Genomic DNA, 22,832 nt, shown 5'->3' with positions numbered 1-22,832 from the left:
CTCCCAGAAAGCTCATGCTGCAACTGTCTCCCGCCTAAGTGGCATCGTCAGGCAATGAATACCGCTGCCACCCTTTGCAAACTCCGGAAAGTACGGATCGACGACCTTAAGGCCCTCAGCCCGTAGCTTTTCGATGACGGACCGATTGTGCTTGGATGTCATCACCCTGTCATCGCCCAGCGACACGACGTTGCAGCCCAGTTCCATCGCCTCTTTGTACGTCACCGGTATCACGCGAATTTTTTCCTGGGCAAGGAAGTCGAGAAATGCATCTGGCACCACATCGGTGCATACAAGAGCGAGGTTTTCCGCCGCCATGCTGAAGATAACGTCGAGGTGCAAGAAATGCTCGGGGAAAGGCTGGAGATGAACCCTCCAGCCCTCTTCTTTGAAGAGCGCCGTGAACTCCTCGGCACCCTCCCGCGTTGTCCGTTCGCCGCTGTATCCGACGATAACAAGGCCAGGTTTGGTGATGGATATATCCCCGCCTTCTATCGTTCCTATCGAAGACATCAGCGAAATCGGAATGCCCCTTGAGTGATAGAACTCGATCACCGGTGCGTACTCACCGCGCCGTTCAATGTGTCTGAGTTGCAGGATCGCGGCTCCCCAAGGCGTCATTTGACTGCTGTCACGGGTGTCGCTCTGGAAAATCAAGTGAGGCTTCGGTTGAAGGAAGTGAACATCGACCCCGTTTTCCTTGAAGGCAGCGACGATCTCTTCGTGCTGCTCCTCTGCAGCGAGCACATTTGGGATCGTTTCGGTCATCTTTTCTTTGACAACCGAATTTATCGGCACCCAACCGTAGTGCTCTGGGGAGCACAACAGCACGTCTTTTAAGACGCCATATTCAGAGTCGACACCCCACTTGACTATCTCTTGAGAACAATCTGCAGCGCCGTCTGTACAAATTTGATCGCGTACCATTTCTTACCTCAGATCGTAGGGGAAATACTTCTTGTTGATAATTGAATAGGTGCCGTTCGCCACCACCTGATCGAGGGCAGTATTCAGAGCTTTCAGGAGTTCGGTATTTTGCTTCTGGACGGCGATGCCGACCCCTTCGCCGAGCATCGAGTCGACTAATGGCTCGCCAATCAGCTTTAAAGCACCGTCATCGCCGTCGCGATTGATCGCGAAGTAGCTGGAATTCGCGTCATTCAAGACGTATTCGATACGCCCGGCCTTAAGATCGGCAAAGGCCTCGGTTACCGTTGGGTAATCGCGAACCATGACCTTGTCGCCATACTTCGACTGCAGGTATGTTCCATAGGCCGTCGCGGTTTCCACACCAACAGTCTTTCCGTCAAGATCCGCAGGTGTCACTTTCGCGACCGTATTGGATTTTGGCGCTACGAATACTGCTTTCGCTGCATAGTATGGGTTTGTGAAGGAAACCTTCTCTTTTCTCTCCGGGGTGATGAGCATGCTCGCAAGGATGGCGTCGAACTTGTTGGTGTCGAGGCCCGGGATAAGCGCGTCCCACTCCTGACGCACCCACACGCACTTGCGGTGCATTTCTGCACACAGCGCTTCTCCAAGGTCGATATCAAAGCCGACCAATTGGCCATCGGGATTTGGCGATGCAAACGGCGGGTAGCCGCCATCCAGTCCAAATCGCAGCTCATCTTCTCCAGCCAACGCAGCCGTGTGAGCTGTGAAGAGGCTGGCACTTATCGCAAAAGCGAGCACATACTTCAGCATAACATTGTTCCCTTTGTTTTATTGTGGGTTTCGCGCCTCCAGGCGCATTGCCGCGTCAAGAATTACCGCGTCGCGATACTTCCCGGCGACAATCTGGACCGCAATCGGCAACCCTGACGTAGCAGAGCGTTCCATTGGGAACGACATCGCGGGCGATTGCGAAAGATTGAAAAGATACAGATTGGCGGCCCAATCCAGCCAATTCGTCATTCCTGATTCAGCTGGAAAATCTTGACCGACGTCGAACGCTACAAATGGCGTAGCCGGCATCAGCAAGACATCAAATTCGTCGAGAAATACATTGACGGCGCTTGCCAGGGCGGCACGGCGATAATCCGCATACGCCATCTCCACGGCCGACAACCGTAATCCGGCCTGCGCCATTTCCACCAAGCCTGGGTCCAATCGATGTCGTCTGTCGGCTGGCGTTCGGTCCCAATCCATTGCGCTGTCGCGTACCCAAAAAATATCTATGAGTTGCCGAACCTCCTCGAAGCTGACGGGAAGCTGAACAGGAATGACACGCCCCTCGCGCCCGGCGATTGTGCGAGCCGCAGTCTCTACCGCCAAACGGATTTCGTCGTCTGGCTCGGGACCTATTCCTGACAGACACATGCCAACCCGTAGCGGCCGAAGTTCCGCGCTTGAGACGGTTTCAAAAATGTTGGAGCCGGTAGCGAGCCAATCGCGCGGGTCGCGTTTTCCTGCATGCCGTAGCGAAATAATTGCCTCGTGGACTGTGGCGGTCATCGGCCCGTGGCTCGACATTGTCGATACGAGCGGAAACTGTGGCACCGCACCAAACGATGCCTTGAGCCCCACGACACCGCAAAACGCGGATGGAATTCTAATCGACCCACCTCCGTCTGATCCAGTGTGGATGCGGCCTATTCCTAAAGCCGCCGCCACCGCGGCTCCTCCGCTACTGCCCCCTGAAACCTTGGTTTTGTCCCAGGGATTTCGCGTCACTCCGGTCAATGGGCTGTCGGTAACACCTTTCCAGCCAAACTCAGGGACAGTCGTCTTTCCCAGAAAGACGCAACCGGCTTCGCGCAGTCTTGCCACCAGTGGAGACTCTTGACGCGCAGCTTGTTTCTCGTCGGCATCGGAGGTCGCGGAACCTGCAAATGTCTTCCAACCGGCAACGTGATGAAGGTCCTTTATCGTGGCAGGCACGCCATCGATGTCACTGAGAGGCGCCCCGGCCATCCAACGCTTTTCGGACTCTCGAGCCTGCGCCAACGCGGCCTCATGATCAAGGAAGACAAAGGCGTTGAATTCCGCGGCCTCCTCAGCGCGAGCAAGCGCGTCGATGGCAACGTCGACCGGAGACAGCTCGTGGCTTCGAAAGGCGTCAATTAACTGCGGAATTGTGCGATTCCTTAGCGTCACCAACGATTGCTCCGCTCCACTGCACCTGAGAACCATGCCGTCGCCCCTTGCAAATGATCATAATTGTTATAATGATTATATTCGTAGGCAGGTTTTTTTCGGCTGTCAACTAACTTGGAGGTAAAGCGGATGAAGAATGCGGATGAACTCGGTGCAGTCTTAGAGCGAGAAAGAGGGAAATTCGCGAACGCCAATCCCAAGAGCGCAGCCCAATACGAGGCGGCATCCGCCTTTCCGGGAGGCAGCACTCGAAGTGTGCTGTATTACCCGCCATTCCCGCTTTCGATTGCCAAGGGGCTGAAATCGAAGATTTGGGATGTAGACGGACATGAATACAGTGATTTTTTGAACGAGTACTCGGCGGGTTTGTTCGGCCATTCCAATTCCGCGATCAAGGACGCGATTGTGACCGCACTTGAAGACGGAATTAACCTGGGGGGACCGAATCGCTATGAGGCATGTCTCGCCAGCGCCTTGACAAAGCGATTTTCCCACATGGAGCGCATTCGGTTTTGCAATACGGGAACTGAAGCGAACATCGCGGCAATTCAACTGGCACTTCATGTCACCAACCGGAAGAGCGTCCTGTTCTTCAAGGGTGGATATCATGGCGGCTTCATATGGTATCCTAACGGAGGAATGCCTCTCAATATCGACTTTCATGAGAAAGTGGCGCCGTTCAACGACGAAGATGCGCTGGATGAAATGTTTGCTCTTCATGGAAGCGAATTCGGCGCCTGCATTATCGAACCAGTTATGTCAGCCGGCGGCGCGATCCCCGCCACAAGACCGTTCTTGGTAAAATTGCAGGCGAAATGCATCGAGCACAGCGTCATTTTGATATTCGATGAAGTCGTGTCCTCCCGACTAAATCTCGGCGGCATGCAGGCACTTCACGAAATCTATCCTGACATCACAACACTCGGAAAATACATTGGTGGTGGATTAAGCTTCGGAGCGTTCGGAGGAAGGGCCGAGTTGATCGATCGATTGGATATGCGACGTCCAGACGCCGTGGCTCATGCAGGCACGTTCAACAACAACGTCCTTTCAATGGCGGCAGGCCTTGCTGCTTCAACAGTTCTTACGAAGGAGGCGATTGACCGTATCAACGGACTGGGGGACGCCGCGAGGGAGCAATTCTCGTCGATTTCGCCCGACAAACAAAAGATGAGCATCTCCGGGCAGGGCTCGCTTTCATGCGTTCACTTCGAATCGAAGGAAGTGCACGATTTGTACCACTTGCATCTACTAATGAGCGGCTACTACACCGCCCGACGAGGATCAGTTTACCTTTCGCTCGAAACAACGGAGTCCGAGATCTTGGGCTTTCTCGATGCTACTAGAGTTTTTGTCGAGCGATTTGGTAATTATCTTTAGCGAGCCAAACGTGGCAGCGATAGGAGGTACGACTTTAGTGTCAACAAAACAGATTGAACAGCAAGACAAAGTAACTCTCGGTCAACCTCAAATGGGGTTGAGCCGACGTCAAGCTTGGCATCTTGCAGATCACATTCGCAAAGAAATCATAAAGCAGGGCTTGGGTCCTGGCGATCGACTGCCCGGCGAGAAGAGCCTTATTGAGCAGTTTGGCATGGCACGTGCGACGGTTCGTGAGGGGCTTGCTATCCTGGAAGCGCAAGGACTCGTTTCGATATCGTCAGGCAGAAACGGTGGAGTTTCGGTTTCCGCGATTCCCACCGACGCGATTACCGACGGCATGGCTTCGTATCTTTATTTCGAGAGCGCATCTTGGACAGACCTCTACCAAGCCAGGCTGGCGATTGAACCAGCAGTCGCCGTTCTATCGTTCGATTCCATCGACGACGATGGGATCAAACAAATGCAAGACTCCATAACAGATTGCGAACAGGGACTGATAGGCAACATCAGCCCCAGAGCACACAAACTCGCTGAGATAAATTTTCATGCTGTCATAGCGCAATATTGTCCAAATCCGATATTGCGCTTGAGTGCTCTTCATCTCGTTCGAGCGATGGAGGATATGGTCGATTCTCTGCTGGCTGTGGAAACCTCTGATGCAGCCAAACGTATTATTCAGGATCACAAGGAAATAATGGACGCGTTTCTCTCAAGATCCAGAGGTGAAGTCGAAGAGCTCGTCAGAAAGCATATTGTCGATACTAAAACAGAACTTCTCAACCTCGTCAAAGATCATGGCGCACGATCAGCAAGCAAACCCACCAAACTTTAATCAGGTTTGCCCGCGTCACAATTTCCAACACCACTCGTGAGACCCCAATGGCCGAAAACAATTCGAAAGTTATCATTACGTGCGCGATTACGGGTTCAATACACACCCCTTCTATGTCGCCCTACCTTCCAATCACACCGGAGCAGATTGCAGAACAGGCCATTGACGCCGCAACTGCGGGCGCTGCCATGCTGCACCTGCATGCGCGTGATCCGATCACCGGCCAACCCACACCGGATCCCGAAATTTTTCGGCAATTTGTTCCTCGCATCAGAGAATCGACAGACGCGATCATTGCGCTCACGACCGGTGGAAGTGCCACGATGAGTCTCGATGAAAGATTGCAGGCACCGCGCGAACTGAAGCCAGAAATGTGCTCGCTCAATATGGGCACAATGAATTTCGGTATTTTCCCCCTGGCGCAGAAGGATAGAGACTGGAAGCACGAATGGGAAAAATCATTCTTGGAATCCTCGCGAAGGGGCATGTTTCGGAATACATTTGAAGACATCGAGCGCATCATTTTGGAGATGAGTGAGAATGGAACTCGATTTGAGTTCGAATGCTATGACATCGGCCATCTCTACACTCTGGCATATTTTCTTGAGCGATCACTCGTGAAACCGCCACTTTTCATCCAGTCAGTCGTTGGCATTCTTGGCGGAGTAGGCAGCGATCCTGAGTGTCTCTACCATATGCGCTCAACAGCAGATCGCCTCTTTCGGAACGACTATCAATGGTCAGTCCTGGCGGCCGGTCGAAACCAAATGCGTTTGGGCACGATGGCGGCCCTCATGGGCGGCCATGTCCGAGTTGGCCTGGAGGACAACCTTTGGCTTGAGAAAGGACAGCTTGCCCCCGACAACGCGTCTCAAGTAACGAAACTGCGTCGGATCCTCTCAGAACTTGGGCTAGAAACTGCAACGCCCACTGAAGCTCGCCAATTGCTGGGCATACCCGTCAGGAGATGATGATGGAATCGGCACTAGAAACATTGAAAGCAATGCGCGACGGCTCCAGGGAGCTGCCTCCGATTTACGATCTCTTACAAATCTCGGTCATCGACGCAACAGAAGGCGAAGTGAAGCTTCAGTTGACGCCACATGATGGACTTCGAAGTCCAATCGGACTGGTAGCGGGGGGAGTAATAGCTACAATCCTTGACACAACACTTGCCTGGGCCTGCAGCACCTGCGTGCCCAGCGATAAAGTATGTACGACCGTTGAACTCAAAGTTAACTTTCTGCGCCCCATTTCGGTCACTGACGGTCCTCTCGTCGCTACAGGTCGGACAGTTCACCGAGGCAACCGCATACTGGTTGCAACTGCAGAGTTATCTCAGTCCAGCGCCGACGGAACGAGGCTTATACAATGTGCAATAGCAACTGGCACCTGCATGGCCGTTCAAGCTCCAAGCTAGACCCGATAGTGCGCCACGCAAATCAGAGTTGAAGCTCCGGTTCTATTGCTATGCGATGGGTCCTATACCGAAGGCGGGACCTTAGAATGGAAGGGGTGGCACGTGCGGGCATTGCTACAGAGAGTGTCATCTGCGGCGGTATCGGTTGGTGATCGATTAGTTGGTGAGATCAGTCACGGATTTCTGCTTTTCGTTTGCGTAATGCGAGGGGACAATGAAAGCGAAGCGGAGTGGCTCGCCCGTAAGGTCGTGAATCTGCGGATATTCGATGACGACTTACATCGCATGAATCGCTCTATTCTCGACATTGGTGGCGACATACTTGTCGTGAGCCAATTCACGCTCGCAGCAGAAATTAGAGGCAATCGTCCCAGTTATTCCAAGGCAGCAGCTCCTCAGGCCGCTCGACAGCTATGCGGCCATTTCTCCAACGCCTTGGCTGATTATGGTCTGCGGGTGGCCGAAGGAGTATTTGGGGCAGACTTGCAGGTATGTCTTGTTAACGATGGACCCGTCACCATCTGGCTGGACTCGACTGCCTGAACTTCACCACGGCTGAAGCCGAGTAGCTCTTCACCTGGCGCACGACCGAAAGTTTGTGAGTGCAGTCGATCATTTCTTTCCGCCCAGTAATCCCGCCTTGCCGAGCGCACCGGACAAAAAATCATTCTCCAGTGTCAGTTCGCCGATCTTGGCGTGCAGCGGTATTCTTAAAGACGGCCGAAGACCGTGAGGAGTTTCGAGCTCGATGAGGATTTCCAAGTCGACGCTGACCGAATGGGATTGAGCTACAGAGAAGTTCGAGCAACTCCTTCGGCTTGAAGCACTAGTTCCGGTCGAGGCTCTTCACACCCTCCGCCTGGTCGGCAAAGACAGGGCTTTCGGGGAGTGTGCTGCCGCCATCGACGACGATGGTCTGACCGGTCACATAGCCCGCTTCGTCACTCGCCAGATACAGCATCGCGTATGCGACATCTTCGGGCGCACCGAGACAGCCCAGCGGAACGTATTTCGCCATCGCCTTTTGACCTGCCTCGTCTGCCAGCAGGTCCATGGCGGGTGTCTTGATAAAGCCGGGCTCGACGCCATTGACAGTGATGCAGTCGGGAGCGAGTTCGATCGCGGCCGACCGGATAAAGCCGTTCAGGCCGCTCTTGCTGGCGGCATAGTACGAGGCGCCAGGCATCGCCACGCGCGGCCCGGTCACAGAGGACGTGAACAGCAGTCGCCCGCCACCCTGACGACGCAGGTGCGGAACTGCCGCCTTCGAAAGCCGGAATGCCGCTTTCAGATTGACGCTCAGTGCTTGGTCTAAGGCGTCCTCGTCCAGGTCCTCGACCGTGCCGGCCGCAAATGAAGCCGCGTTGTGCACGACGATATCGAGCTTGCCATAAGCGGAGACGACATCGGCGACCGCGTTTTCAATCTCCTTGGCCGAGCCGACGTCGCTCACGCGCAGCATGGCCTGACCGCCAGTCGCAAGGATTGCGTCAAGCGTCTCCTTCCCGGTGCGCGCCGTGCGCGTCACGATCGCAACCTGCGCGCCTTCGGCAGCAAACGTTCGTGCGATGGCAGCCCCGATCCCCTGCCCGGACCCTGTGACGAGCGCGGTCTTTCCTGCGAGTCGTTTCGAATTCATGATTGTCGTATCCCCTTGAATTGCCGTTCTCGGCGTTTTTCAGTTGAGCAGCAGGCCGCGACGGCGCGGAACTCCGTTGACGAGCACTTTCGAGGTGATGGGCGCGCCAGGGTCTCCGCGGGTGTGCCGCGGAGGCTTCATTCCAGCATCTGTAAATAAGCCGTCCCGACCTGCACTGCCTGTGCGACAAGAAGCGGAGTCATTTCCTTTGCGGTCTGGGTCTCGCTGCGCGTCGTCACCCACCCCAGATAAGTCAGACCGCGGAGTGCCAAAAAGAGATCGAGGTTATCGAGGTGCACATCGGATAGCGGGCGAAGCGATCGATAGCCGGCAACAATGCTATCGCGAAGAGCCGCGTATTCCGGCCTGCCGACGTAGAAATACAAGGCCGTCGCCAGTTCGAACAAATGCCAGCCGTAGCCCGCATCGTCGAAATCGAGAAGCATCAGGCCTGTGTCGCATTTCAGCAGATTTTCCGGCACGAGGTCGGCGTGGACGAGACCATAGCAGTCAGGGGATTTTCCAAGCTTTTCGAGGTCGTTCCTGGCGCGCCGGCAAACAGCATCAATCAGCGGCAGATGTTCCTTTAGAGCCGGGAGCCCACGAAACTGCCCCCAGAAAGGCTTGGCACCAATCAATCCTTCTTCATCCCACGAATGGCGAACGAAGTCATTCGGCGTGCTCCACTGACTCGCGTGATCGTGAAGTTTTGCAGCAAGGGCACCGGCTTCGAAATAAAGCTCGGAAAGCTCCTCGACGGCCAGCTCGCTGCCCTCTTCGGCCGACCCGACGGGCTTGCCGGAAAGCCAATCCAACATATCGACCTGGAAGACGGGAAACGACCCAACCTGAATCTTGGCCAACAGCGCGCCGTTTTTGGCTGGGACGATGCTGGGTACCGGCACTCCTGCATCAGCCAGGGCCGCCATCCACTGCAGTTCAGACAAAAGCTCGTTGTCAGTGTGGTATCCGTGGCGATGGATGCGCAAGGCGAACTTCCGACCCTCGCTGCTCTCAACGCAAAATACGCCGTTCTCACGATATTTTATCAAGTCCATCCGCGTGAACGACCCGGGCCAACTGGCGAGGGCGACTTCCGCGACCTGATGCATCGCCGCGACTTGCTCTTCGAGGGGGAGGAAAGAGAATTCTGTCATGGTAAACCTCACAGGCAAGTGATCGCATCATCGAGCGTGGAAATCAGTAGATCGGCGTGGTCGACGAAAAAGGGCAATGGCGGCCGCATCTTCAAGACGTTATCCCTAGGGCCGATGCGGCTTATCAATATGCCGCGATCACGCATCGCATGAATGAGCCTTCGGGTTTTACTTGCGGCCGGTCTTCCATCCTCCTCGACCAAGTCGATACCAAAGAAAAGACCTTTCCCTCGTACATTGGCAATCAGCGAATGCTTCGCGCGCAGATGCTCAAGGCCCCTTTGAAGATGTTCACCAACTTTGCGCGCGTTGTCGCGTAGGCCTTCTTCTTCGATAACCTCCAGTACCGCAGTGCCCACTGCTGCCGACACCGGATTGCCAGCGAAAGTGTTGAAGTAAAGTGCCTTTGCGGTGAAGGCTTCGAGGTAATCGCGCTTTGTTACCAGCCCCGCCAGCGGATGGCCGTTGCCGAGGGATTTTCCCATCGTTACGAAATCAGGCACGACGTCATATGCCTGATATCCCCACATGTGATCGCCGACGCGGCCTAGCCCCGGCTGAACTTCGTCGGCGATGAACATTCCCCCGGCGGCACGCACATGGGCGACGGCTTGTTCGAGATAGCCCGGCGGTACACTCGGCAATCCCTCCGTCGAGAAAAGGGTGTCGAACAGCAAGGCCGCAGGTTTGTAGCCCGCTTCCAGAAGAGATTCGACGGCCGCCTTGACCCTTTCGGCGTAGTCTTTTGCAAGGATCTCCGGATCACCATCATAACCACTTAAGTCGGGGATATCGACTGCTCTCACATGCGACGCCAAAGCCTCAGGCGCGGGAAGTCCTGTGGTTGCCTCCGCGAGCGACCGGGAATTGCCGTGATAGCTGAAAGCGCTGACAATGATCCCCTCGCCGCCAGTAAGAAACCGGGCCATGCGGAGCGCAAGCTCGTTGGCCTCAGTGCCGGTGCAGGTCAGCATTGCTGCGGATAGTTCCGGATGGAACGTTGCCGTCAAGCGCTCGGCATATTCGACAACGTTCTCGTGGAGGTAGCGTGTGTTGATGTTAATGAGGCCGGCTTGGCGGCAAAGTGCCTCAAGAACGTGCGGGTGGCAGTGGCCGACATGGGGAACATTGTTGTAGGCGTCCAGAAAGCGCCTTCCCGAACTGTCCTCGACCCACACTCCGGATCCTCGAACAAGTTGAAGTGGCTCATCGTAGAAGATTGGCGACCGCGTGCCCAAAACGCGATGACGTCTTTCCAAGAGCCCGCTCGATTGTAACATGACCTCACCTTTCAATTTTGTTGCACGGGTTGTTGGCGATATAGCCAGTCACCTCACTTCATCGTTTGAGCCGCGTGTCCTTCGGTCACGTGACGGAGCCAAAGTCCTGCGCCAGACGGGCGAAGATCTCCGGTCGCCCGCGCCGCAGGAATGTTGCGTAGAAGCAGCCGGCAATGAAGGCGACCAGCAGTCCGACCGGCAGAGTAAGCACCACCGCACTTTGGCTTCCGGTCAGCAGATCGAACTTACTGACAGCCAGGGCAACGGCAGCCGCGAGCCCGAGAAAACTCAATAGAGGAGAAAGAATGGTGATCCACCAATGGGAGCGTCGAGCCTTGGCAAAGTAGGCGATAACCGCAAGGCTGGTCAGTGCCTGCAAGGCAATGATACCGACCGTGCCCAGCCCGACGCCAACAGCCCCGAAGCCGAGCAGCGGATCACTGCCCGCCAAGTAGAAGACAATGGTGGCAACAATGGTGACCACCGTGACCAGCACGCTGGCCACATGCGGCGAGGCATGCTGGCTATGGACGCGCCCCAATACGGCAGGGAGGCACGATTGGCGCCCCAGTGAGAAGATATAGCGGGCCGCGATATTATGGACGGCCAGTCCCGTCGCCAACATGCTGGTGGCGAGGAAGATCTGCATCAGCACGGTGACGGAGCTGCCAATGTACTGGGTGCTCAGGCCGAAATACAAGTTAGCGACCTGCTCATTCGCGACGGTGTGTATATCGCCATCGACCGCGCCGATGCTGATCCAGGTGGTCACGAAATAAAAGGCAGCGATGAGCAGTATGGAGCCGAAAGTTGCTCGCCCGACGCTGCGGGTCGGTGCCTCGGCTTCCTCGGAATAGATGGCAGCGGATTCGACGCCGATGAAGCAGGTGAAGGCCAGCATAACGGCAACACCCGGGGCGCCGCTTGCGACTGCGTCGAGATTAAACACGCTCGTCGGGAAAGCCGCTAGGCCTCGGCTCCAGATCACGCTGACGTTTAGTGCAATCAGCACCGCAAATTCCACCGACAGCAGGATCGCCAACATCCGAGAACTGAAATCCACCTGTCGATAGCCAAGCACGGCACAGAAGAGGATCGCGAAGCCGCCAGTCACGATCCAATGAACATCGATACCGAAGATGTCATGCAGTGCGAGCTGCGCAAAGAAGGCAAAGTATCCAACAACACCGAAGGCGAACGTCAGATAGGCGAGGATCGCAAGAAAAGCTGATCCGAGACCGGGGATCGCGCCAAGGCCGCGAGCGATATAGGCATAAAAGGCGCCAGCGCTCACGACCTCCCGGCTCATCGCCGTATATCCGACCGCGAACAAGCTTAGCACGATGGCGACGCCCACGAATGTGAGCGGCACTCCTGCACCATTGCCGAATGCGAATGCGACGGGCACTACGCCGAGTACAGCGGCCATCGGTGCAGCAGCAGCGACAATGAGAAAGATCAGCCGCAAAGTGCTGAGGCTCGGGCGCAGTTCGGAACCCGACACCGCGGGTCCTACCGCGGACAGAAAAGTATCTCGATTGATATCCTGTGCCGTCATAGTGCAAACTCCCAGATGTGTCCGCAAGCAGTCACGACAGGGCAAACCCCAGCAACCACCGGTCGGAGTTGGTGAAAGACGTGTTGGAATAATTGCGAAGCCCACGCTGCTGGCAGGCATGCCTGAGCATCTTGCCCTAAGCCACGCCGAAACCGGCGCAACAGCGAGCGGCGATCCTATTTTCCGGGAGCGGCCCGGCCTGCCTGACCCTGGTGCTCTCTCAGATGAGAAATTTGAGCCGGCTTCAGTCTTTTTAGACTGAATGATCGCTGCAAGATCACCGCTTTCGAAACACGACGCATCAAGGCGACGTCAGCTGCCAGTTGTAACGGACTCATTTTTGTTCCCCTTTTGATTGACCGTTTTGGCCCTTCGATAGCCACTATACCTCACAGGCAGTCAACAATCAATACAAATAGTTAAAAATCTGAACTGATAGTCCAATTTTCACAAAAGGCGACCGGTTTCCCTTCTCTTCTGTAAGAATGCAGGTTATATGTCCCCCATGAACCAGTCCAAACCGATGACATTGCGCGAAAAGAATCGTCTGAGAGCACGCCAGGAACTGCTAGATGTCGTTCTTGACCTTTTCAGTGAAGGGGGGCTGTCAGCGTGCTCGATGGACGTAGTGGCCAAGCGGGTGGGCGCATCCAAGACGACAGCCTATTCCCATTTTCCAGGTGGTGTCGATGAGATGCTACGGGAACTCTACACCTTGGTCTCGCGGCGGGTAGTTGCCTCTGCGAGAGAGGCACACGATGAGAAAACCGCCGCCGCAGAGAAGATACTCGCTCTGGCGGAAGCGCTACTCTCCGTTTGTGCGGAGAAGAAGGTCGGGCACTTCTATATGATGCTGAGTCCTGTGCTAAGTCCGTTGCTAGAGCCGGTCGTCGGTTATGCGTCGGCGGCTTTTCGAGATATGATAACCAGTGATCTAGCGACGGTGGGGTTCGCACCGGAACACGCGGAGCCCGTATCTGTCCTTCTTACCGGAGCAATGCGGGAGTGCGCTAGAGAAGTCGCAAAGTCACCGGACCGACTTTCGGAGATGCTATCAACTTTCGATGCGCTATCGAGATTGATCGTCGAACAATTTCCGAAAACGTGCAGTGGCGTGTAGACTGCCAGGGGGCAAAGGGCGGCTTTCCGCGGGGGCGCTCCTTTTCCTTGTTGAACTCTACGTTACTGGCGCTCGCCGAGATTTTGACGGCAGCTCCCGCTCGATTCGGCGCGGGTCAACAGCATAACACTGTAGATCGTGCCGGATTTCGGGGCTGCGCTTCAACGCGCTTCCCCGACGTTCTGTGAACGGCAAAACGGCCCCCCGGCGAAACGCCCCACTCCCTCGGTCCGGTGTCGTGCGCAAGGCGGCGCTTCCAGGATCATTAGGATGGGGGCGGTATTTGACGGTGCGAAGCCCGGGATTAACCCGGGCCCCATCGCCTTCACTTCTTTCTGAGCGTCAGCGCCGGATTGTGGGCGAAGAAGTTGTGCGGCATGATGTGCACGGTCTTCCATTCCGTCGACATGACCGGCCAGTCCTCCATGCGCGGAATGTGGTGGAAGCCGGCGGAGAACCAGGTGACGATGTCCTTGCCCATCAGGCTCTGATCCTTCTTCACCCATTCAGCCAATGTGTCAGACCCGTCGCTTTGCATGGCGAACTTTCCGCCCGCGTAACGCTGCTCAGGATCGTGGACCGTGTTCCAGACCGAGTACTCGATGTAGGCGTTGCGCTTCATCGGCGGGTCATTGGCATAGTCATAGGGACCATAGGCGACATTGCCGTGATGGATCATCCAACCGGGCTCGTGGCCGAGATAGCCTTCGCGCGATGGGTTGGAGATGTGGAAGTAGCGCGGCTGCATGGCCGAGAGTTTGTAGCGCGCCTCCATCTCCGTATGGGGCATGGAATGCTGCACCGTCCACATCGACTTGCGAGGGCTTGACGGATCGAGTTTCCCCGGAACGATGTCCATGGTCGAGAAATGGTTCACCGGTTGGTCGACGTCGAAGTCGACGCGGAAGTTGAAGTAGTGGTCGTGGTTGGCGGCGACGAGGTTAGGCGCGATCAGGGTGCCATAGGCCGTATCCGCCTTCGCCGTCGGATCCTTCATCGAAGTGGAAGCAACACCTTTCACCGCATCGAGGCCCGTCGCGCCAACATAGATGTTGATCTGACCGTTTTGCTGCAGGCGATAGTCGATGAGGTAGTCATAGTTGCCGACTTCGGAGGCCGTACGCACGACCAGTTCCGTCGCCGGGCGGCCTTCCGCCGGCACCGGCTTGTCCGGCGTCTGCGCAAAAACCTCGAAGTGGCGCCAGGCCGGATCGCCGATACTGCGCTCGAAGACGCAGATCGCATCCGGAATGACGAGCGGGATGCCTTTGTCGTCGGCGATCGTCGCCGGCAGGAAGGTGGCGTGCGCGGGGCAGTCGATCCCTGCTCGAAGCGGGCTCAGGAAGAGGCCGAAACCATATTCCCCGCTGTCCATATAGGTACGCCAGTACCAGCCTTCGGTCGGGTCCATATAGGGTACGAAGACTTCGGAAAGATGTGCCTGGTATATGACCGAGCGCCAGGTGCCATCATCGTTGACGTCGAGATTGGAGAGGACCAGGCCCGGCCGCTTGTCGACCCGGAAGTTGAAACGCCAGATATCCCATTCGAGATGGCTGCCGTTGATCTTGTAGTTCGGTCCGCCTCCCTGCACGAGCGTGACGGGCTTAGACTCGGGACGCAACGGCAAGCGTTTGGCGACCTCTTCCTCGGTATAGCCCCAGCTATCCTTCGGCAGGTCGATCGCACCCGTATCGATGACGCGCAGCACTTCCTTCTTGCCGATGTCGTAGACGGCGAAAAGGCCTTCGATCGGCTTTGCATAAAAGTTGGAGCCATCCGGCACGTGGTAGCACGGCACCTTCATCAGGCGGGAGTTCTGGTATTCCTGTGTGAAGAAGTTGCCGCCGGTCAGCGGCAGACAGAAGGCCTGCTCCCGCTTCAGCCCGCGCTTGGTGAGCCCCGCTACCATGTCGGGATGGCCGAGCGCGCCTTCCAGCGCGTTCATGAACTCCGTGAAGAGAACCATCGGCTGGCCGGCCGTCTTGGCGTTGCTCTCGACCGTGCCTTTGGTGATGTTGACGACGGCCTCGCTGAAACCGTCCACGCTGGTGAAATAGACCGTCGCCTTGCGGTCGAGGTTGTCGCCTTCCTTCCAGGCGAGCACATCGGTCTTGGCCGGCTCCTTTAACTCGATCAGCGGATAGAGCGTGTCGTCGTCCGCAATCTTCTGCTCGCGAAGAATCTGGTTGATCTTCTGATATTCTTCAGCCGTTAGCCCGTCGAGCGGGTGGGCGGCAGCCACGGCAGCGGCAAGGCCAAAGGCCAGTGCCGTTGCGGCCAGATCTTTCGTCAGTCTCATGATCGTTCCCTCTTTTGCTTATTTCTCTCACGCGAAGACCACCTGGATATCGGTGTATTCGGCAAGCCCCTCCTCCGCGAACTCCACCCCTAGGCCGGACGCCTTCACGCCGCCGAAAGGCGCATTCGGCTGGATGGCGCCGTGCTTGTTGATCCAGACTGAGCCGCAGGCCATGCGGCTCGCGACCTTTCTTGCGGCCTCGATATCGGATGACCATACCGAGCCGCCAAGCCCGTTCGGGCTGTCGTTGGCGAGCCGGATCGCCTCCTCCACGTCGGAATAGCGGATGATCGGCAAGGCGGGGCCGAACTGCTCCTCGTCTACGAGCGCATCGCCGTTGCGAAGGCCGGCGATGATGGTCGGCGGGAAGAACAGGCCCTCGCCGGGCGCGCCGCCGAGCAGCAGCGCACCTCGCCCCTTGGCGTCCGCGACGAGGCGCGAAACCTTGTCGAACTGCATACGGTTCTGGATCGGGCCGAGGATGCTCGCCTCCTCCATGCCGTTGCCGACCGGAATATTCTTCGCATAGGCCACGAGTGCATCGCAGACGGCATCGTGGATCGACTCGTGCACATAGAGCCGCTTCATCGCCGCGCAGGTCTGGCCGTTGTTGATAAAGGCGCCCCAGAAGAGGCCTTCGGCGATCTTTTGCGGATCGGCATCGGGCAGTACGATGCCAGCGTCATTGCCGCCCATTTCCAGCGTCAGGCGCTTCATCGTCTCGGCAGCGGACTGCATGACCTTCTGCCCCGTGGCGCAGGAGCCGGTGAAGACTATCTTGCGGATATCGGGATGCGCCGACATGGCGGCACCGAGATTGAACGCCTTATCGTCGCCCGTCACCACATTGACGACACCTGGCGGCAGCACCTCGTTTATGATCTGCACCAGTCGCAGCGTCGAAAGCGGCGTATAAGGCGAAGGCTTTACGACGACGGTATTGCCCGTGCGCAGTGCTGGAAGAATATGCCAGACGGCGATCATGACTGGGAAATTCCACGGTGTGATGGAACCGACGACACCGAGCGGCTTGCGATGCAGCTCGATGCGCCCCTGCTCATTGTCCTGCAACACCTTGACGGGAATCGAAAGGCCGGTCGTATAGCCCGCCCAGGCGACAGCGCCGCCCACCTCCCAGCGCGAGCCGAGGCCGTTCAGGGGCTTGCCCTGCTCCAGCGTGATGATCTCGGCAAGCTCCGCCGCGTGTTCCTCGATCTTGGCCGTAACGGCTGCGCAGGCGGCCTGCAAGGCTTCGTCGCTCTGCGTCGACCAGGATATAAACGCCGCCTTGGCGGCGGCGATAGCCGCCCCTAGTTCGGCCCCGCCCATATTCGGCGCGCGACCGACTTCCTCGCCCGTCGCCGGGTTGAGCACGGTAAAATCCGAGCTGACATGGGCCGGCTTGCCGCCGATGGTTGCCTTGAATTCCATCATTTCCTCCTCCATGAACGGCCGCCTCCTGCGGAGGGACATTTGGCGGCAGAGGATAGAGGTTGGCAGAGCCTCAGACTTGGACGGCGCCGACCCGCGTCTTGGACAAAAGCGTCAATGGCAGCGTGCAACCGTGCCCGGTGTCGCGCCGTATTTCTTGCGAAACTCGCGGTAGAAATAGGAAAGGTCGTTGAAGCCGCAGTCGAAGGCGACGGCGGTGACACCTTCCGAGGGCTGGTCCCCCTTGCGGGCGGACAGCCGCGCATGGGCAAGCTCCAGCCGGCGATTGATCAGCCGGTGACTGGGCGTTTCGCCGAGCGGTCGGAAATGCCGCTGCAACATGCGCTCCGAGACATTGAGGCGGAAGGCCAGTTCACGCGGGCCGAAGGTCGGGTCAGCTCGGTAGCGGTCGATCATCGCCAGCGCGCGGGAAAGCAGGGTCTCCGCAGGCGCCGCCATCCCCGTCGCGCGGCTCGAATGCAGATAGGCCCCGATGAGACAGAGGAACGCTTCGGCGAGCTGCGCCTGCGCACCTTCTTCCAGTAGCATTTTTGCAATGACGGCGCGCATAGCAAGCCAGAGCGGATCGTTCCTCGATATCGAAAGACCGCCGGTGCAGGCGGCGCCGAAGCGGTGCATCATCTCATCACGCGGAATATGCAACGACACTTGGTTCGAGCGCTCGCCGCGGTAGAGGAAGGTGGACGGTTTGACGGAATCGACCAGGAACATGTCGCCGGGTGAGAGTTCGGCAACATGATCGCCCTGCTCCACGCGACACTGGCCGGCATCCTGCACCAGCAGGAAAAAGTATTCGCCGGGATCCTGCCGGATGGAGCGGGTACTGCGCACGACCTCGGAAGCATCGAGCGCGACGACCGCCGTATCGAAGGGGCCGACGCGGCGTGTGGTGACGTCGCCATCGACCACGCCCGTGCGCCGCATCGGCTCAAGATTGAACGAACCGCAGACCCGCCTGATCTCCGCTTCGAGAATTTCTACCGGTACAGGCCTGTGTCCCGGCGTCATAAGCGACTGCATCGTGCGCTCCCCGGCTCTAACAGATTGCTTCCATCTCACAGACTATCTCATCACAGTCCGCAGCGCTTGCCTATCGTCCTCTATCCGGCAAGCGCTGAAAAACCGCCCGCTTTCGCCGCCCGGCGCAGGCCCTCGTGCGGCGGCTCGGTAAGTCCTTCGGCCGCGAGCCGGTCAAGCACCGCCACGACCTCCGAAAGGCCACGCGCCTCGGCATAATGCATTGGCCCGCCGCGCCAGCGCGGGAACCCGTAGCCGTGAATTTTCACAAGATCGATATCGGCCGCGCGCAACGCCACGCGCTCCTCCAGAATACGCGTCGCTTCGTTGACCATCGGCAAGATGATCGCATCGGCAATCTCGGCCTCGTCCCAAACCCGCTGCGGCCGGCCGGCGGCCTCCTCGGCGATAATCGCCGCTACCGTTTCGGACGATTTTGGTGCACGGTGGCCGGGCTGGTAGTCGTACCAGCCGCCGCCGGATTTCTGGCCGAAACGCTCGTTGGCGCAAAGCCGGTCAGCCACGGGCGCAAAGGGCGTTTCGCCACGCTCGCGGGCGGCCTTGCGCTGAAAGGCGGCGATGTCGAGACCGCCGAGATCCTGCGCCTCGAAGGGGCCCATCGGCAGACCGAAGGCGCGCATGGCCGCGTCGACGGCCGAGGGCGTCGCGCCGGAAAGCAGCAACCGTTCGGCCTGCGCGCGCGTGACCTTCAGGATGCGATTGCCGATGAAGCCATCGCAGTTGCCGGCGCGGACTGGAATCTTGCCTAAATGGCGTGCGAGCGCAAAACCTGTCGTCAGCACCTGGGGCGCCGTCGTTTCAGTGGGCACGATCTCCAGCAGCTTCATGACATGGGCTGGGCTGAAGAAATGCAGGCCGAGAAAGCGCTCCGGATGGGCGATTCCTTCGCTGATCGCATTGGGGTCGAGATAGGAGGTGTTGGTAGCCAGCACCGCATCCGGCCGGCAAACCTCGGAGAGTTTCCCGAAGACAGCGCGCTTGATCCCAATATCCTCGAAGACCGCTTCGATGACGAGGTCGGTATTGGCAAGCGAGCCGTAATCTTCACTGCCGGTGACCCCCGCCATGCGCTCGTCTGAGACTTCCTGCGTGATGCGGCCGCGCTTTACCGAGCCCTCGAAGATGGCGCGGATATTGGCAAGCCCGCGCTCGACCGCCGCCCTGTCACGCTCGATGAGAACGATCGCAAGACCGGCATCGCGCAGGGCTGCGGCAATGCCGGCACCCATAGTCCCGCCGCCAATGACCGCGGCCGAGTGGATCTCGCGCGGCGTCACACCGGCAAGCTCCGGCGGGCGGGGCGCGGCGCGCTCAGCGAAGAAGACATGGCGCAGCGCCGCCGCCTGCGCCGAGCCCCGCAGGTCCAGAAAGGTCTCGCGCTCGAAGGCCATGGCGCTAGCGAAATCCGTCTCGCTGGCGTTGCGGACGGATGCGAGCGCCATGAGCGGCGCAACTTCGCGTTTCGCCTTGGCGGCGACCGCCTTTTCCGCAGTGTCCCAGAAGCCGGACTCGACCGCCGGCACGGCGCGACCGGAGATCGGCTGAGGCAAGGACCTTTCTGCAACTTTATTCGCGAAGGCAATGGCACCGGCCCGAAGGTCGCCATCAATCACCGCATCGATAAGGCCCAGGGCTTTCGCCTTCTTCGCCCCGACCGGGCTGCCGCTCGTCACCAGATCGACAGCGGCGGCGGGACCGATCAGGCGCGGCAGGCGCACCGTGCCGCCGGCGCCGGGGATGATGCCGAGCTTGACCTCCGGCAGGCCAAGACTGGCGGTGGGGACCGCCACGCGATACGCGCAGCCGAGCGCGACCTCGAGGCCACCGCCGAGCGCGCTGCCATGGATCGCCGCGACCCAGGGCTTTTTCGCACCCTCGATGCTTGCAACCACATCCGGCAGATGCGGCGGCTGCGGCGGCTTGCCGAACTCGCTGACATCCGCCCCGGCGATGAAGGTGCGGCCGGCGCAGATCAGCACGACAGCCTCTACCGCCGTATCCGCATCGAGGTCCGCCACCGCATCGACGAGGGCCTGGCGCAGCGCCTGCGACAGCGCGTTGACGGGCGGGTTGTCGACGGTGACGACGGCGATGGCGTTTTCGCTGACAATGGTGACGGTCATGGTCTCATATTCCCAGGTAAGCGGCGCGGATACGTTCGTCCGCGATCAGGTCGGCGGCGGGGCCGGACATGGTGATGCGCCCCGTCTCCATGACATAGCCCCGGTCGGCAACGGACAGCGCGCCAAACGCGTTCTGCTCGACGAGGAGCACGGTGACGCCGAGCGCCTTCATGCTCTTCACCACGTCGAAAATCTGGGCGACAAGAATGGGCGCAAGGCCCATGCTCGGCTCATCGAGCAGCAGGCAGGAGGGGCGCGCCATCAACGCGCGGGCGATCGCCAGCATCTGCTGCTGCCCGCCGGAAAGACCACCTGCCGCGAGATTCCGCTTCTCCTTGAGGATCGGAAACATCACGAAGGCGTCCTGCATGTCGCGGTCCACCTTGTCGTCGGCGAAGAGATAGGCGCCGAGCCGGAGATTTTCTTCCACCGTCAGGTTGGTAAAGATCTGCCGACCCTCCGGCGACTGGGCGAGGCCGCGTTTCACGCGGGCATGCGCCGGCACTGTCGTCAGCGCCTCGCCGCGGAATAGGATCGAGCCCGCCGAGACCGGCTGGATGCCGGAGAGGCATTTGAGCAGCGTCGTCTTGCCGGCGCCGTTGGCGCCGACCACGGCAACGATTTCGCCCGAGGCGACATCGAGCTCGATGCCGTGCAGCACCTCGATGCGGCCGTAGCGCGAACGCAGTCTCTCAACCGTCAGCATGCTTGGCCTCCGTCGCCTGGGCACCCAGATAGGCTTCGATGACGCGCGGATTGCGCGCAATCGCCGTGGGTTCCCCTTCGGCAATCTTCTCGCCGTGATCGAGCACCACGATATGATTGGAAATGCGCATGACCATCTTCATGTCGTGCTCCACCAGGAGGATCGACACGCCCTCTGCCGCGACCTGCGCAATGAGGTGATCGATCTCCTCCGTCTCGACGGCGTTGCAGCCGGCTGCCGGCTCGTCGAGCAACAGCACGCGCGGCTTCAGCGCCAGCGCGCGGGCAATTTCCAGCCGCTTCAGCGCGCCGTACGACAACGAACTGGCCTCCTGTTCGGCAGCGCGGCCGAGGCCGACGCGATCGAGCAGCGCGCGAGCGCTGTCCTCCGATATCTTGCTGCGGCGGCGCGCGGCGGGCAGCGAAAAGAGATCGGCAAAGACCGAGCCGCGCTCGTGCAAATGATGACCGGCGATGGCGTTTTCCAGCACGCTCATCGACTGGAAGATCTGCAGGTTCTGGAAGGTGCGCGACAGGCCGCGACGCGCCAGAAGGTGCGGCGGCATGCGGGTGACGTCCTCGCCATCCAGCACGACGCGGCCGCGTGCAGGGGCATAGACGCCGGAGATCATGTTGAACAGCGTCGTCTTGCCGGCGCCGTTCGGGCCGATGACGGAGACGATCTCGCCGGGTTTCAAGGAGAAGCCGACATCGTTGACGGCACGCAGGCCGCCGAAATCGATGCCCAAACCTTCGATCTGAAGCAGGCTCATTCTGCCCTCCCCCGGATGCGGCGCGCGATGGAGGGCAGCAGGCCCTCGCGCATGAAGATCATGACGAGCATCATGACGAGGCCGAGCATGAGCTGTTCGTATTCCTGGAAGATCGTCAGCACCTGCGGCAGCGTGGTGAGGATCGCCGCCCCGAGAATGGCGCCAAGCACCGAGCCCGCGCCGCCGAGCACGGTCATGGTGACCATCTCGATCGAATGCATGAAGGCTGCGACATCCGGCGTGATGAACTTGTTCTGGAGCGCCAGGAGCGAGCCCGAGATCGAAGCATAGACCGCCGAAAGGACGAAGGCGACGAGCTTGTAGTGAGCGACGTCGACGCCGACCGTGCGGGCCGCGACCTCTGACCCATGCAGCGCACGCAGCGCCCGGCCGGTCGGGCTGTGGTAGAGATTGAGCGCCAGCCAGGCGCCGATCACCAGCATGAGGCCGGAGAAGGCATACCAGAACTCCGTGTTCGACAGATCGAGGCCGATCGCCTTCAGCACGGCGCGCAGGCCGAGTTCCGGCACGGCCATGCCATCCGGCCCGCCGGTCAGTTGCGCTTCGTTCGAGAGCACCATGGAGACGAGGATGCCGAAGCCGAGGCTGGCGACGGCAAGGTAATAGCCCTTGAGGCGCAGGATCGGTCGGCCGACGAGGTAGGCGATGGCGGCGGAGAGAAGCGCGCCGAGCAGGGCGGCAAGTGCCGGATGCAGGCCGAGATGGACGGGCGCGAGCGCGCAGGAATAGGCGCCGATACCGGCGAAACCGGCGTGGCCCAGGCTGATCTGGCCGGCATAGCCGATGAGGATGACGAGGCCCGTCACCGCAAGGCCGTTGACGAAGATCAGCGAGCCGACGCGGAAATAATAGGACGACGGGAAGAAGACCGGCGCGATCGCGATGACCGCGGCCAGGATGAGAAGCGTGGTTGCCTTGGTGGAGAGCCGCATG

20 protein-coding genes and 1 pseudogene are annotated in these 22,832 nt (G+C 58.9%); 6 read left to right on the top strand and 15 right to left on the bottom strand.

Annotated features, from left to right (window positions below; all coding sequences use genetic code 11):
* Window positions 1–12 precede the first annotated feature (12 nt).
* The 3 genes from BLM14_RS26150 to BLM14_RS26140 are packed head-to-tail and all read right to left on the bottom strand — an operon-like array spanning window position 13 to window position 3,096.
* On the bottom strand, window positions 13–927 hold the full coding sequence (locus BLM14_RS26150; protein ID WP_100003017.1) for a dimethylarginine dimethylaminohydrolase family protein: 915 nt from the start codon (window positions 925–927) through the stop codon (window positions 13–15).
* A 3-nt stretch (window positions 928–930) separates the two neighbouring features.
* A complete protein-coding gene (locus tag BLM14_RS26145; RefSeq protein WP_100003016.1) occupies window positions 931–1,704 on the bottom strand; it encodes a transporter substrate-binding domain-containing protein in 774 nt (257 codons plus the stop codon).
* A gap of 18 nt (window positions 1,705–1,722) precedes the next feature.
* Window positions 1,723–3,096 carry an amidase family protein gene (locus tag BLM14_RS26140; protein ID WP_237143727.1) on the bottom strand — a complete coding sequence of 458 codons (1,374 nt, stop codon included), beginning with the start codon at window positions 3,094–3,096 and terminating at the stop codon, window positions 1,723–1,725.
* A gap of 129 nt (window positions 3,097–3,225) precedes the next feature.
* Here BLM14_RS26140 and BLM14_RS26135 point away from each other — a divergent pair, with 129 nt between their 5' ends.
* From BLM14_RS26135 to dtd, 5 genes are all read left to right on the top strand, one after another.
* A complete protein-coding gene (locus BLM14_RS26135) occupies window positions 3,226–4,476 on the top strand; it encodes an aminotransferase class III-fold pyridoxal phosphate-dependent enzyme (RefSeq protein WP_204252054.1) in 1,251 nt (416 codons plus the stop codon).
* 37 nt (window positions 4,477–4,513) lie between these two features.
* Window positions 4,514–5,311, top strand: a complete 798-nt coding sequence (locus tag BLM14_RS26130) for a FadR/GntR family transcriptional regulator (RefSeq protein ID WP_237143703.1) — start codon at window positions 4,514–4,516, stop codon at window positions 5,309–5,311.
* A 47-nt stretch (window positions 5,312–5,358) separates the two neighbouring features.
* The gene (gene kce / locus BLM14_RS26125; protein ID WP_100003012.1) at window positions 5,359–6,282 is read left to right on the top strand and encodes a 3,5-dioxohexanoate:acetyl-CoA acetone transferase; all 924 of its coding nucleotides are present in this window, start codon (window positions 5,359–5,361) and stop codon (window positions 6,280–6,282) included.
* Window positions 6,279–6,731: a PaaI family thioesterase gene (locus tag BLM14_RS32810; protein WP_100003011.1), complete on the top strand. Its 453-nt coding sequence runs from the start codon at window positions 6,279–6,281 to the stop codon at window positions 6,729–6,731. The genes kce and BLM14_RS32810 overlap by 4 nt, the downstream gene beginning before the upstream one ends.
* Before the next feature lie 102 nt (window positions 6,732–6,833).
* Window positions 6,834–7,274, top strand: a complete 441-nt coding sequence (dtd, locus tag BLM14_RS26115; RefSeq protein ID WP_100003010.1) for a D-aminoacyl-tRNA deacylase — start codon at window positions 6,834–6,836, stop codon at window positions 7,272–7,274.
* On the opposite strand, the pseudogene BLM14_RS32805 reads toward dtd, so the two are convergent.
* The 5 genes and pseudogenes from BLM14_RS32805 to BLM14_RS26095 all read right to left on the bottom strand — a co-directional run.
* A pseudogene (locus BLM14_RS32805) lies at window positions 7,274–7,433 on the bottom strand (IS3 family transposase); the annotation flags it as partial. The gene dtd and the pseudogene BLM14_RS32805 sit on opposite strands and share 1 nt — an antisense overlap.
* 124 nt (window positions 7,434–7,557) lie before the next feature.
* Window positions 7,558–8,370: an SDR family oxidoreductase gene (locus tag BLM14_RS26110; RefSeq protein WP_100003009.1), complete on the bottom strand. Its 813-nt coding sequence runs from the start codon at window positions 8,368–8,370 to the stop codon at window positions 7,558–7,560.
* Window positions 8,371–8,507: 137 nt separating this feature from the next.
* Complete coding sequence (locus tag BLM14_RS26105; protein WP_100003008.1) at window positions 8,508–9,527, bottom strand: phosphotransferase enzyme family protein; 1,020 nt, start codon at window positions 9,525–9,527, stop codon at window positions 8,508–8,510.
* 8 nt (window positions 9,528–9,535) lie between these two features.
* Window positions 9,536–10,807: an aminotransferase class III-fold pyridoxal phosphate-dependent enzyme gene (locus BLM14_RS26100; protein ID WP_100003007.1), complete on the bottom strand. Its 1,272-nt coding sequence runs from the start codon at window positions 10,805–10,807 to the stop codon at window positions 9,536–9,538.
* Between the two features lie 85 nt (window positions 10,808–10,892).
* Window positions 10,893–12,365, bottom strand: a complete 1,473-nt coding sequence (locus tag BLM14_RS26095) for an APC family permease (RefSeq protein WP_157929609.1) — start codon at window positions 12,363–12,365, stop codon at window positions 10,893–10,895.
* Window positions 12,366–12,870: 505 nt separating this feature from the next.
* Between BLM14_RS26095 and BLM14_RS26090 the strand changes: the two genes are divergently transcribed.
* On the top strand, window positions 12,871–13,485 hold the full coding sequence (locus BLM14_RS26090) for a TetR/AcrR family transcriptional regulator (protein WP_157929608.1): 615 nt from the start codon (window positions 12,871–12,873) through the stop codon (window positions 13,483–13,485).
* 325 nt (window positions 13,486–13,810) lie between these two features.
* On the opposite strand, the gene BLM14_RS26085 is transcribed toward BLM14_RS26090, so the two are convergent.
* The 7 genes from BLM14_RS26085 to BLM14_RS26055 all read right to left on the bottom strand — a co-directional run bounded on the left by BLM14_RS26085 (window position 13,811) and on the right by BLM14_RS26055 (window position 22,831).
* A complete protein-coding gene (locus BLM14_RS26085; RefSeq protein ID WP_204252053.1) occupies window positions 13,811–15,787 on the bottom strand; it encodes a copper amine oxidase in 1,977 nt (658 codons plus the stop codon).
* 27 nt (window positions 15,788–15,814) lie between these two features.
* The gene (locus BLM14_RS26080) at window positions 15,815–17,221 is read right to left on the bottom strand and encodes an aldehyde dehydrogenase family protein (protein ID WP_100003398.1); all 1,407 of its coding nucleotides are present in this window, start codon (window positions 17,219–17,221) and stop codon (window positions 15,815–15,817) included.
* Window positions 17,222–17,332: 111 nt separating this feature from the next.
* Window positions 17,333–18,259: a helix-turn-helix domain-containing protein gene (locus BLM14_RS26075; protein ID WP_100003004.1), complete on the bottom strand. Its 927-nt coding sequence runs from the start codon at window positions 18,257–18,259 to the stop codon at window positions 17,333–17,335.
* An 80-nt stretch (window positions 18,260–18,339) separates the two neighbouring features.
* Complete coding sequence (locus BLM14_RS26070) at window positions 18,340–20,400, bottom strand: 3-hydroxyacyl-CoA dehydrogenase NAD-binding domain-containing protein (protein ID WP_100003003.1); 2,061 nt, start codon at window positions 20,398–20,400, stop codon at window positions 18,340–18,342.
* A 4-nt stretch (window positions 20,401–20,404) separates the two neighbouring features.
* Window positions 20,405–21,106, bottom strand: coding sequence for an ABC transporter ATP-binding protein (locus BLM14_RS26065; RefSeq protein ID WP_100003002.1), 702 nt, complete (start codon window positions 21,104–21,106; stop codon window positions 20,405–20,407).
* A complete protein-coding gene (locus BLM14_RS26060; RefSeq protein ID WP_100003001.1) occupies window positions 21,093–21,878 on the bottom strand; it encodes an ABC transporter ATP-binding protein in 786 nt (261 codons plus the stop codon). Before BLM14_RS26060 ends, BLM14_RS26065 begins: the two co-directional genes overlap by 14 nt.
* A complete protein-coding gene (locus BLM14_RS26055; RefSeq protein ID WP_100003000.1) occupies window positions 21,875–22,831 on the bottom strand; it encodes a branched-chain amino acid ABC transporter permease in 957 nt (318 codons plus the stop codon). Before BLM14_RS26055 ends, BLM14_RS26060 begins: the two co-directional genes overlap by 4 nt.
* Window position 22,832 lies beyond the last annotated feature (1 nt).

The organism is Phyllobacterium zundukense (assembly GCF_002764115.1).
Classification (GTDB): Bacteria; Pseudomonadota; Alphaproteobacteria; order Rhizobiales; family Rhizobiaceae; genus Phyllobacterium; species Phyllobacterium zundukense.
The sequence above is the reverse complement of the archived record's forward strand: the minus strand, read 5'-3'. Positions and strand labels throughout refer to the sequence as shown.

Excerpts from the sequence above, each read along its gene's own strand:
- BLM14_RS26150 (WP_100003017.1), bottom strand. The coding sequence starts at position 927 with ATGGTACGCGATCAAATTTGTACAGACGGCGCTGCAGATTGTTCTCAA.
- BLM14_RS26145 (WP_100003016.1), bottom strand. The coding sequence starts at position 1,704 with ATGCTGAAGTATGTGCTCGCTTTTGCGATAAGTGCCAGCCTCTTCACA.
- BLM14_RS26135 (WP_204252054.1), top strand. The coding sequence starts at position 3,226 with ATGAAGAATGCGGATGAACTCGGTGCAGTCTTAGAGCGAGAAAGAGGG.
- kce (WP_100003012.1), top strand. The coding sequence starts at position 5,359 with ATGGCCGAAAACAATTCGAAAGTTATCATTACGTGCGCGATTACGGGT.
- BLM14_RS32810 (WP_100003011.1), top strand. The coding sequence starts at position 6,279 with ATGATGATGGAATCGGCACTAGAAACATTGAAAGCAATGCGCGACGGC.
- BLM14_RS26110 (WP_100003009.1), bottom strand. The coding sequence starts at position 8,370 with ATGAATTCGAAACGACTCGCAGGAAAGACCGCGCTCGTCACAGGGTCC.
- BLM14_RS26105 (WP_100003008.1), bottom strand. The coding sequence starts at position 9,527 with ATGACAGAATTCTCTTTCCTCCCCCTCGAAGAGCAAGTCGCGGCGATG.
- BLM14_RS26100 (WP_100003007.1), bottom strand. The coding sequence starts at position 10,807 with ATGTTACAATCGAGCGGGCTCTTGGAAAGACGTCATCGCGTTTTGGGC.
- BLM14_RS26095 (WP_157929609.1), bottom strand. The coding sequence starts at position 12,365 with ATGACGGCACAGGATATCAATCGAGATACTTTTCTGTCCGCGGTAGGA.
- BLM14_RS26090 (WP_157929608.1), top strand. The coding sequence starts at position 12,871 with ATGAACCAGTCCAAACCGATGACATTGCGCGAAAAGAATCGTCTGAGA.
- BLM14_RS26085 (WP_204252053.1), bottom strand. The coding sequence starts at position 15,787 with ATGAGACTGACGAAAGATCTGGCCGCAACGGCACTGGCCTTTGGCCTT.
- BLM14_RS26080 (WP_100003398.1), bottom strand. The coding sequence starts at position 17,221 with ATGATGGAATTCAAGGCAACCATCGGCGGCAAGCCGGCCCATGTCAGC.
- BLM14_RS26075 (WP_100003004.1), bottom strand. The coding sequence starts at position 18,259 with ATGCAGTCGCTTATGACGCCGGGACACAGGCCTGTACCGGTAGAAATT.
- BLM14_RS26070 (WP_100003003.1), bottom strand. The coding sequence starts at position 20,400 with ATGACCGTCACCATTGTCAGCGAAAACGCCATCGCCGTCGTCACCGTC.
- BLM14_RS26065 (WP_100003002.1), bottom strand. The coding sequence starts at position 21,106 with ATGCTGACGGTTGAGAGACTGCGTTCGCGCTACGGCCGCATCGAGGTG.
- BLM14_RS26060 (WP_100003001.1), bottom strand. The coding sequence starts at position 21,878 with ATGAGCCTGCTTCAGATCGAAGGTTTGGGCATCGATTTCGGCGGCCTG.
- BLM14_RS26055 (WP_100003000.1), bottom strand. The coding sequence starts at position 22,831 with ATGCGGCTCTCCACCAAGGCAACCACGCTTCTCATCCTGGCCGCGGTC.